Consider the following 11,647-nt stretch of genomic DNA (forward strand, 5'->3'; position numbering starts at 1 on the left):
AAATAAATAGTTAAAATCAAAGAAACAGGAGGATAATAACATAGAAAGCAGAAAAGACGAAAATGGGGGTGTGATATAAAGAAAACAACGAATGGGAGGGGCTTGCGTGAAATATCTTTTGCAGTACCGTATTTTTGTTTCTTTTGCGTTTTTCGTTGTTAAAAAATGGGCTGTGATGCTGTTTTTATGTTGATACACAAAAAGCTCAATAGGATGATAGTTCAAGGAATTGTGCGGCAGTAGCAGTAATGAGCAAAGGCGGGGCGAAGCCCCAACAGGAATATAGCCCAGGGCAAGCGCCCTGGGTAACCGTTCGTTAGCTCATTGGCGCGCTGTAAGCGCAACAGGAGTCAGTGAAGTTCCCTTTTCTTCTTCTTCCTTTTGCGCTTACAGCGCGCCAGTTTCTTGGAATATCTTTACCCAGGGCGATTGCCCTGGGCTGTATTCTTCTTGGGCTTTCAGCCCGTCTTTGCTACGTGCAACCCCTTCATACAAAAATTGTGATGATTGATACATCTTTGTGATGTTGTGGCTCTTTCTTTAAGAATAATCTTTCTATTTTTCGAAGCAGCGCAGAAGAAATCAACAGCGAAATCAAGAGGAAAGACGAAAATGGGCGTGTGATATAAAGAAAACAACGAATGGGATGTTCATGCTTGATATATCTTTTGCAGCACCGTATTTTTGTTTCTTTTGCGTTTTTCGTTGTTAAAAAATGGGCTGTCATGATGGTGTTCGATGCAGGTCACAATGCGTGTTTTGTCCGAAAAAATGACAAAAAAAGAGCTGTTTGAAAAAGATGAAATAGAGAAAAAAGATAGGTAGATGCTCAACTTTTTATGGATATTTTGTCTCGTCTATCATCGTTTTTTGACAAAATCAATGAGTTTAGGCTGCTGAAAACATGACTTTGAGGTGTTATGAACATGCAGTAAGGGGATTAGAGCATGTATCTAACGGTCTTAGAGTAATGCTTTAACACAAAAAAAGGGCGTTTTGCGGTCTTGAATTATCGCGCAGTTTTCGTAGTATATTGATTGATAACAAGATACAAAACTTTCGCAAAACTCTCGTATTTGCGAGCCAATGCAAGGTTGTTTGAAAATATGCGAGTTATGAGACCCTTGTTGTAAAGAAAATTCAGAAATATGAATGGCTTTTTATCTTGGTGTTCGTCATGAGCTGTTGAACAGATTTTTCGCTTATAAGGTCACTTGTTGCCAACAACAATTATGTTCTTTTGTTTTAACAACAAATTGAACAAAAAAACAAATCCGCTTGTTGGAATCAATGAACGCTGGCGTTCACCGAATTAAACGAATTTGGCAAAGACACACAACATGTTGATGTCGACAGATTTGTTTCATTTGCAGAACGCTTGCGTTCATTGTCTTGTTTGGCTCATTTGTTTTGTTTGTTTCATTTGTTGTTCAATCCTGTTGCCCTTAAACGTTAGAGCCGTGTGAGCTATCGCACAGGCAAACCAACTCGTATTTGTTCAATGACGAAACATTTTCCAGCGTATGCGGTCAGAAATGCAGATGAAAGGTTGCTAAAAAAACAAATGTTCATAGTTCGTGCGAACTATGAACATTGTAATTGGTGGTGCATCTATGGTTAGAATCTAAAGTCTACCTGTATGTCAACAACAGAATAGTTGTGACTATCCTCCTTCAGAGAACGATCGTTGACGAGGGCATATTCTGCGCTAATGAGTAGATTTTTGGTACACCAGTAGTTCATTCCTACTTCGTATTGGGTTTTAGATTGGTTCCATTCCCCTGTAGGACGATACATGTCATAGCGTGCTTTGGCGTGAAGTTTTGATTTCACTATGGGGGCTATCACCAATGCGTAAGCACCGTCAGCTTGGTCGCCAGCCTTGTAATTGATGTTGGCATCGGTAGCCGTGGCAGCCGACTGCTCTGTCTTTGTAAAACTCCAACCCGTAGAATGCAAATACTCTGTCCTAAATGTCCAATCGTTAACAAGGTATTCTGCCGAAAAGGCATAACGATTCTGACGCAAAGAACGTATGCCAGATTGTGTCTTATACACTGGGTTACCTTTATCGTCAACCGTCATGATGGGTTGCTGGTGCTCATCAACTTCGTTCCATGTTCCTTTTCTTGCGTACGTTCCCGTCCAACCAAAGGCTCCTATTCTCAGTCCAGCAACAGGCATTACCCACATACCGCCAATGATATCTTTCTTTTGGTCGACATCTTTCATATTGATGCCCTGTCCGTTGAATACACCTATTTGATAATGTAGGAGGTTGCGTCCATGACTGTTGCGCAAGAAGTCGCCTTGAACTTGCAGTCCTATGTCTCGTCCATTAGAGGCATGTCCACCAGCCCTGTCGTTAAATCCTGTTAGTTTTAAGATGCTTTGGGCATAGCTCATAAAACCTTGAGCCATAGGGTGCATTGGGTTCTCAAAGCTGATAGGACGCTTGAACTGTCCGATTTTTACTCGAAAGCAATCGTATTTCTGCCACTCGGCAAATGCGTCAACAATGCGAGGACTACTTCCTAAGGAATTGGTATTGCCATTGAACTGGAGTTGTGTCTTCCAATAAAAGTCGTTTTTGATTCTTCCGTCCAAAGATAAGCGTACCATTCGGATATTAAAGGAGTTGGATTCGGCATTTTCTTGTGACCGGTATTGGTATTGAGTCATACCATATCCAGAAAGTTTAACATTGTTGAGCCATGTTGGCATTTTGGTCTGAGCACCTGACGAGATAGCAGTCGCTACAATCAGGGTTGTGATAAAACCTCTTTTCATAGATTAAAATCGTTAGATATTAAAATTTATAGTTTGCAAAACTAATATATTTTTTCGATTCATGACATTTTTTTTGTTAAAATATACACATTCCATCATTTTTGTGTTGCGTAGGAACGAATGAACTGACTGAAATTTTTGGAGAGAAAGGATAGCTTCGTTGAAATTCTGAAGTAAGTATATTTTAATAGCAATTATTACTTAAATTATTTGTCAAATTGAAAAAATAGAGCTATTTTTGCCGTTGTTTACAAACATATAATCAAACCGTATGAAGAATTTCTTGGTCTCGGTGATTACACTTTGTGTAATTCTACTTTTGGGAAGTTGTGCCAGTGGTAAGAAAGTTCCCTATTTCCAAAATATCGATGAAATTAGTTTAGCAGGGTCAAAAGGCCTTTATGATGCCAAAATTATGCCAAAAGACATGCTTACCATTACGGTAAGTACTACCGATCCAGCTGCTGCTGCACCCTTTAATCTATCGGTTGGTTCTTCGGTAGGAGGACAAGGACAGTTGTCTAATGGTGCAGGAAATCTCCAAGGATATTTGGTTGACAATGACGGCAACATCAATTTTCCCGTGATAGGCAGACTTCATGTGCAGGGTTTAACGAAGACTCAATGTCAGGACTTGGTGCATAAAAAGTTGTTACCTTATATGGCTGCAACGGAAAATCCTATCGTTACGGTAAGAATGTCAAGCTACAGAGTGACTGTTATAGGAGAGGTAACCAGTCCGGGAGTTATCCCTGTGTCTACCGAAAAGATGAGTGTCATCGAGGCATTGGCGCAAGCAGGAGATTTGACCATTTACGGTAAGCGCAATAACATTATGTTGATACGTGAGGATGAGACAGGACAAAAAAGCATGGTCCGGCTGAATTTGAATGATGCTAACTTGCTTAACTCTCCTTATTATTATTTACAACAAAACGATATTCTATACGTTGAACCCAACAATGTGAAAGCCAGAAACTCAGGTATCGGTCCTTCAACCTCTTTATGGTTCTCCTTTGTGGGCATAGTTACTTCAATGGCATCATTCCTGTTCAGCGTTTTAAGATAATTGGTGAAACGAGAAAAATGTTGAAATATAAGAATGAAGAATAGCAGAATATAATTTTGGTATTCTTCATTTTTTTACTTTATATATATTACCCAACTTCGTTGAAAGAGGTGGAAATACGAACTTATAGGAAATAAACGACAAACGATAGATGGAACCTTTAAAGCATGAGTGTGGTGTTGCAATGATTCGATTGCTCAAACCCTTAGAATATTATCAAGAGAAATATGGTACATGGCAATATGCGCTCAACAAATTGTATCTCATGATGGAGAAACAGCACAATCGAGGACAAGAGGGTGCTGGCTTGGCATGTATTAAGTTGGGTTCAGAGCCTGGCTATGAACACATGTTTAGAGAGCGAGCAGAAGGGAAAAATGCTATCACCGAGATTTTTGGGCATGTTAGAAAGCAGTTTAAGGATGCTTCTGCAGTGCAATTGTCAGACATGGATTACATCAAGAAAGAGCTCCCTTTCGCTGGTGAGTTGTATATGGGACACCTCCGTTACTCAACAACAGGCAAAAAAGGATTGTCTTATGTTCATCCTTTCATGCGTCGCAATAACTGGCGAGCCAAGAATCTATGTCTGTGCGGCAACTTCAACATGACCAACATTGATGTCATTTTCGAGAAACTAAAGCAGCAAGGACAGTGTCCACGTATCTATAGCGACAGCTATCTGATGTTGGAGTACATGGGTCATCGATTGGACAGGGAGGTGGAACGCAATTATGCCAATGCGAAAGCGCAAGGACTTGAAAACATGGATATAACGCATTATATAGAAAATAATGTGAAGATGAGTAATGTGTTGAAAACAACTATGGCAGATTTTGACGGAGGTTATGTGGTTTGTGGTATTACAGGCTCGGGCGAAATGTTTTCCATGCGTGACCCTTGGGGCATTAGACCTGCCTTTTATTATAAGAATGAGGAGGTCGTAGTGTTGGCAAGCGAACGCCCTGTGTTGCAGACTACTTTCGATTTGAGCTGTGATGACATACAAGAGTTGCAGCCAGGACAAGCCCTGTTAGTGAAGAGAAACGGCGATTGTTCTATCGAAAAGATTCTTGACCAGTGTGGAAATTCGCCCTGTTCCTTTGAGAGAATATACTTCAGTCGTGGTTCTGACCGCGACATCTACAAAGAGCGTAAAAAGTTAGGCGAACAGTTGACGCCAGCGGTTCTTCGGGCTATCGACAATGATATAAAGCACACTGTGTTTTCTTTTATTCCAAATACTGCCGAAGTAGCTTTCTATGGCTTGCTTCAAGGTTTTAAGGAATACGTCCACCAAGATAAAATAAAGAAAATACAGAATTTAGGTCATATCCCTACCCAAGCAGAGTTAGAAGAAATCTTATCAGAATCTGTGCGAATGGAGAAAGTAGCTTGGAAAGATATCAAATTGCGAACGTTTATTACGGAGGGTAACTCAAGAAACGATCTTGCCTCTCACGTGTACGATATTACGTACGAGAGCTTGGTTCCTTATCAAGATAATTTGGTAATTATTGATGATAGTATCGTGCGAGGCACCACCTTAAAGGAAAGTATTCTTCGAATATTAGATCGCTTACACCCTAAAAAGATAGTCATTGTCTCCAGTGCTCCACAGATTCGTTATCCTGATTATTATGGCATAGATATGTCCAGTTTGGATGAATTTTGTGTTTTCCGAGCTGCTATTCAGTTGTTGAAAGACGAAGGAAGAAAAGAGGAAATCACCGAGATTTATCGTGCCTGTTTAGGAGAAATGCAGAAACCTGTTGAAGAAATGCGTAACTGTGTCAGAGATGTTTATGACACTTTTTCAGTCGAAGAAATCAATAAAAAGATAGTAGAGATGCTTCGTCCAAAGGGAGTTACCACTCCTATCGAGTTGGTGTTTCAATCAATTGACGGATTGCACACTGCCATTCCAAACCATCGAGGGGATTGGTACTTCACTGGTAAATATCCAACACCTAATGGAATGAAACTTTGTAATCGGGCTTTCATCAATTACTACGAAAGGAATTATCAGCAGAAATAAAGAAAACCAAAGCAAATGAAGTTGACTTGATGTTTGCTGAAGTATCGCATATAGCTACCATAATGATAAAATGCTCAATATAATGAAGAATGTAACGCTTGTATTATCTGATGGAACTCGTTTTCACGGGAAGTCCTTCGGATATGATGCACCAGTTGCCGGAGAGGTTGTTTTTAATACAGCAATGATGGGTTATCCAGAAAGCTTGACCGATCCCTCGTATGAAGGACAGCTTTTGACACTCACATTTCCATTGATTGGAAACTATGGTGTTCCACCTTTTTCTATTCAGGAAAATAAGATTCCTACATTCATGGAAAGTGAGAGAATCCATGTCTCAGGTCTTATCGTGTCTGATTACAGTCAGTTTTATAGCCATTGGAATGCCGTTGAGAGCTTGGCTGACTGGTTAAAGCGGGAGAAAGTACCCGGTATCACAGGGATAGATACTCGCCAATTAACCAAAGTATTGCGAGAACATGGCGTTATGATGGGGAAGATATTGTTTGATGATGAACCAAACAACATTCCTGAAGCGAACTATGAAGGCGTGAACTTTGTCGATAAAGTTAGTTGTAAAGAGATTATTCACTACAATGAAGGGGCAGGTAAAAAAGTAGTCTTAGTTGATTGTGGTGTAAAAGCGAATATTATCAGATGTTTGTTGGAACGAGGGGTAGAAGTTATCCGAGTACCTTGGAACTATGATTATACAGACATGGACTTCGATGGATTATTCTTAGGGAATGGTCCTGGCGACCCTAATATGTGCAATGAGGCTGTGGAAATTCTCAAAAAACAAATGAGCAAGTCCACAAAACCTATCTGTGGTATCTGCATGGGAAACCAACTGTTGGCAAAAGCCAGTGGAGCAAGCATATATAAGTTAAAGTATGGGCATCGTTCGCACAATCAACCCGTGAGATTGGTGGGTACGAATCACTGCTACATTACCAGTCAAAATCATGGATATGCCGTGAATGGAAAGACCTTAGGCAGTGACTGGGAAGAATTATTTGTGAACATGAATGATGGAAGTAACGAGGGGATTCGCCACAAAACCAATCCTTGGTTCTCATCACAGTTCCATCCTGAGGCATGTTCGGGACCCGTGGATACGGAGTTTATGTTTGATAAGTTTATAGAAACATTAAAGTAAGAGACATGAAAGACGAAAATATAAAAAAGGTACTATTACTGGGTTCGGGCGCTTTGAAGATTGGCGAAGCAGGCGAGTTTGATTATTCTGGTTCGCAAGCATTAAAGGCTCTTCGTGAAGAGGGTATCCAAACGGTACTCATTAATCCTAATATTGCCACGGTACAAACCTCTGAAGGGGTTGCCGATAAAATTTATTTCTTGCCAGTTCAGCCCTACTTTGTGGAGCGTGTCATCGAAAAAGAGCGTCCTGATGGCATCTTGTTGTCTTTTGGTGGACAGACTGCATTGAACTGCGGAGTAGAACTTTATAAGAAAGGAATCTTAGAAAAGCACCATGTCCGTGTTCTCGGAACTCCTGTACAAGCGATCATTGACACCGAAGATCGTGAGTTGTTTGTAGAGAAACTCAATGAGATTGATGTAAAAACCATTAAGAGTGAGGCATGTGAAAACATCGAACAGGCACGACATGCAGCGAAGACGTTAGGCTATCCTGTTATTATTCGAGCCGCATACGCATTAGGTGGATTAGGTAGTGGGTTCTGTGATAACGAAGAAGAACTGAACAAACTTGCGGAAAAAGCTTTTGCCTTCTCTCCTCAAGTCTTGGTAGAGAAGAGCTTAAAGGGTTGGAAAGAGATAGAATATGAAGTGGTTCGCGACCGTTATGACAACTGTATCACGGTTTGTAACATGGAAAATTTCGACCCATTAGGCATCCATACGGGTGAATCTATCGTGATTGCTCCGTCTCAAACGTTGACCAATAGTGAGTATCACAAGCTCCGTGCTTTGTCAATCAAGATTATTCGACACATTGGTATTATAGGCGAATGTAATGTACAATATGCCTTTGATCCAGAAAGTGAAGATTACAGGGTCATTGAAGTGAATGCACGTCTCAGCAGAAGTTCTGCCTTGGCAAGCAAGGCCACTGGTTATCCTTTGGCTTTTGTCGCTGCTAAACTGGGCATGGGCTATGGACTTTTCGACCTTAAAAATTCAGTCACTAAAACAACCAGTGCGTTCTTCGAGCCTGCACTCGACTATGTAGTATGTAAAATTCCACGTTGGGATTTATCTAAGTTCCGTGGGGTAGACAAGGAGTTGGGGTCTTCGATGAAGTCGGTTGGTGAGGTGATGGCAATTGGTCGTAACTTTGAAGAGGCGATACAGAAAGGTCTTCGTATGATAGGGCAGGGCATGCACGGCTTTGTGGAAAACAAAGAGCTGGAAATAGAGAATATAGATGTTGCTTTGCGTGAACCTACCGATAAGCGTGTCTTCATCATTTCCAAAGCCATGCACAAAGGATATACGGTGGATCAGATTCACGAATTGACGAAAATTGATAAGTGGTTCCTCCAAAAACTGAAGCATATCATTGATATAGATGAAGCGTTGAAGAGTTGTACCAGTATCAACGTGCTGGATAAGACCTTGTTGCGTACTGCAAAAGTGTACGGTTTCACCGATTTCCAAATCGCTCGTGCTGTTGGTTTGGAGGATGAAATGGCAAACATGCACCAAGCAATGTTGGTGGTGAGAAATCTTCGCAAGCAGTATGGCATATTGCCCGTTGTGAAACAGATTGACACGTTGGCTGCCGAATATCCAGCTCAAACTAATTATCTCTACATGACCTATTCTGGTGTGAGCCATGATATAAGCTATGAACAAGACAAGCGTTCCATTGTTGTCCTTGGTTCGGGGGCCTATCGCATCGGTAGTTCGGTGGAATTTGACTGGTGTGGTGTTCAGGCTTTGCACACCATACGTCGTGAGGGATACCGCTCTGTGATGATCAATTATAACCCAGAAACGGTTTCTACAGATTACGATATGTGCGACCGCCTGTACTTTGATGAACTGACTTTTGAACGAGTAATGGACATCATCGACTTAGAAATGCCGCACGGAGTTATCGTATCAACGGGTGGACAGATACCTAACAACCTCGCCATGAGGCTCGACGAGCAGCATGTTCCTATTCTCGGAACAGCGGCAAGAGACATTGACAACGCAGAAGATAGGGCTAAATTCTCGTCTTTGTTGAATGAGCTTGGCATCAATCAACCCGAGTGGAGAGCCCTCACTTCGATGGATGATATCAATGAGTTTGTCGAAAGGGTAGGCTTCCCCGTCTTGGTTCGTCCGTCTTATGTCCTTTCTGGGGCTGCCATGAACGTATGTTCTAATAAGGAAGAGTTAGAGAGATTTCTCAAGTTGGCAGCGAATGTCAGTGAAGACCACCCCGTTGTGGTGTCTAAATTTATTGAGTATGCCAAAGAGATAGAAATGGATGCTGTTGCGATGAATGGGGAGATTATGGCTTATGCCATCTCCGAACACATTGAGTTTGCAGGTGTTCATTCGGGAGATGCAACGATTCAGTTCCCACCTCAAAAGCTATATGTAGAAACAGTGAGGAGGATTAAACGAATCAGTCGGCAGATTGCGAAAGCGCTGCACATCAACGGACCTTTCAATATTCAGTTCATGGCTCGTGAAAATGATATCTTAGTCATTGAATGTAACTTGCGAGCATCGCGTTCTTTCCCATTTGTGAGCAAGGTGTTGAAGCTCAATCTAATCGATTTGGCAACAAAAATCATGTTGGGAGCTAATGTGGAAAAACCTCAAAAGAATCTGTTTGATTTAGATTATGTAGGTATCAAGGCTTCTCAATTCTCATTTAATCGCTTGCAAAAGGCGGACCCTGTCTTGGGTGTCGATATGTCTTCTACCGGTGAGGTGGGCTGTTTGGGCGATGACACCAATCAGGCACTGCTGAAGAGTATGTTGAGTGTGGGGCATCGCATCCCTCAACATTCCGTATTGTTGTCGACAGGAGGCGCCAAACAGAAAGCGGAAATGCTTGATGCTGCTAAGATGTTGAAGGCTCATGGCTATGAGTTGTATGCCACAGGTGGCACAAGTCAGTATCTAAGTGATAACGGTATTGAAAACACCACAGTGTATTGGCCCAGTGAAGAGGGAAAGGAGCCGCAAGCACTTTCGCTACTTCATGAGAAGAAAATTGATATGGTGGTGAATATCCCCAAGGACTTGTCGCCTCGCGAGTTGACCAATGGTTATAAAATCCGGCGAGCTGCTATCGACTTAAATGTTCCTTTGATTACCAATAGTCGATTGGCAAGTGCTTTTATTTCAGCCTTTTGCACACTCAGCTTGGATGATATTGACATCAAATCTTGGGACGAATATAAATAAAGCATCGCATTGCCCAAGCAATAATTTGGTGATGATGTGATGAGAGGATGTAGACTGTATGGATGACACCGTGTTGTTGTCCATCATCTACATCCTCTCATTTGTTGAAATCTACTGAATATGATTCGCAGTCCTGCGGATAAGCAACTCTTGCTTATCATCTTGACTGTTCATGTAAGGACACAAAAAAAACCATTACTCCCGAAAGAGTAATGGTTGTTCTCTCAATTTTTATTCGTATTGATTACTGAGCGTTAGCTACTGTATCAACAGCTTGTGCAGCTGAGTCTACACTTGCAGTAGAATCTGCTGATACCATTGAAGAGTCAACAGAGTCTGTAGACAATTCTGTAGAGTCTGCAGGAACTTCAGCCTGATTTGTTTTGTTACCACCACAAGATGCGAATGAGATAGCTGCTACAGCTACGAACATTAAAACTAATTTCTTCATTTCTTTGCTTTTTTTAATCTGTAAAACAATCATTTGTTTATTAAAACATTGCAAAGGTAAGACTTTTTTTGATACGCAATATAGTTTTTTGTGATTTTTTTTCTTTTTAACTGTAACTTTTTTGTAACATGCTATCTACCAATTACTTGCAGCGAGTAAAAATATGTTAAATATTTGTTTCCTTTGTTTGTCTCTACTCATTTCAGTGTTATATCAACGATTTTTTTCTGCAAGTTCGCTGCTTGATGGTGTCGTTTTTGTGGATTTATGGCGCTATTTCTTTGTGTCAACGGTCTTAGAACTGTGAATTTTCCAAACTAACGCAATGCTTCAAGGGATATATATAAGGTGTACTTCTTTTTGCGGTTTTGTTGATATAAAGCATTTCTACAAATATACGCATTTATTTGCATTTTTGGGTTCAATTTAGGAGAAAAAATAAGCTCACCGCTCATGGCACTTCATTTATAAAAGTTGGCTTCTTCTTGGTAAAGACGTACGTTGCTTTTGTCTTGAAACTTTACCAAAAAACGACCATTGAAAATCTTCAAAATAGAAAATTTTAATAGGCAAATGCTTTACAAAATTGGGCTGATTTGAGCAAAATAAATGCCTTTTTAAGTTGAAACATTGATTTAACGGTCTTGGAAACACTCTTTAGAGGTGTTATTCACATGCTTCAGCAGCCTTAAAGCATGCAAATAGCAGGCTTATCTCAATGGGTTAGTCGCCAAGACAGGGTAAAATTAAGAATAAAAAACAGGTGCATAAGCGTAATATGTTCAATATCAAGCAACTATGAACCTTGCTCATTTTTCGCGTATTTGCGACCCAAATTGAAGTTGGTGATTTTCACGCGAGTTTTGAGAGGCACTTTGTAAAGAAAATTCAGCATTTATTTTCC

General features: G+C 40.7%; 6 protein-coding genes. 4 read left to right on the plus strand and 2 right to left on the minus strand.

Annotated elements, in window-relative coordinates; genetic code table 11:
* Window positions 1-1,617: 1,617 nt before the first annotated feature.
* Window positions 1,618-2,790, minus strand: coding sequence for a porin (locus HMPREF9304_RS01850; RefSeq protein WP_036926125.1), 1,173 nt, complete (start codon window positions 2,788-2,790; stop codon window positions 1,618-1,620).
* 271 nt (window positions 2,791-3,061) lie between these two features.
* Between HMPREF9304_RS01850 and HMPREF9304_RS01855 the strand changes: the two genes are divergently transcribed.
* From HMPREF9304_RS01855 to carB, 4 genes are all read left to right on the plus strand, one after another.
* Window positions 3,062-3,859, plus strand: a complete 798-nt coding sequence (locus HMPREF9304_RS01855) for a polysaccharide biosynthesis/export family protein (RefSeq protein ID WP_036926126.1) — start codon at window positions 3,062-3,064, stop codon at window positions 3,857-3,859.
* A 151-nt stretch (window positions 3,860-4,010) separates the two neighbouring features.
* Entirely contained in the window at window positions 4,011-5,897 is a 1,887-nt protein-coding gene (locus tag HMPREF9304_RS01860; RefSeq protein ID WP_036926127.1) for an amidophosphoribosyltransferase, read from the plus strand.
* A gap of 82 nt (window positions 5,898-5,979) precedes the next feature.
* Window positions 5,980-7,056 carry a glutamine-hydrolyzing carbamoyl-phosphate synthase small subunit gene (carA, locus tag HMPREF9304_RS01865; protein ID WP_036926129.1) on the plus strand — a complete coding sequence of 359 codons (1,077 nt, stop codon included), beginning with the start codon at window positions 5,980-5,982 and terminating at the stop codon, window positions 7,054-7,056.
* A 5-nt stretch (window positions 7,057-7,061) separates the two neighbouring features.
* A complete protein-coding gene (carB, locus tag HMPREF9304_RS01870) occupies window positions 7,062-10,292 on the plus strand; it encodes a carbamoyl-phosphate synthase (glutamine-hydrolyzing) large subunit (protein ID WP_036926128.1) in 3,231 nt (1,076 codons plus the stop codon).
* Between the two features lie 244 nt (window positions 10,293-10,536).
* On the opposite strand, the gene HMPREF9304_RS01875 is transcribed toward carB, so the two are convergent.
* Window positions 10,537-10,725: a hypothetical protein gene (locus tag HMPREF9304_RS01875; RefSeq protein WP_309597510.1), complete on the minus strand. Its 189-nt coding sequence runs from the start codon at window positions 10,723-10,725 to the stop codon at window positions 10,537-10,539.
* Between the last annotated feature and the right edge of the window lie 922 nt (window positions 10,726-11,647).

It is taken from the genome of Hoylesella timonensis S9-PR14, assembly GCF_000762405.1.
Lineage (GTDB): Bacteria > Bacteroidota > Bacteroidia > Bacteroidales > Bacteroidaceae > Prevotella > Prevotella timonensis_A.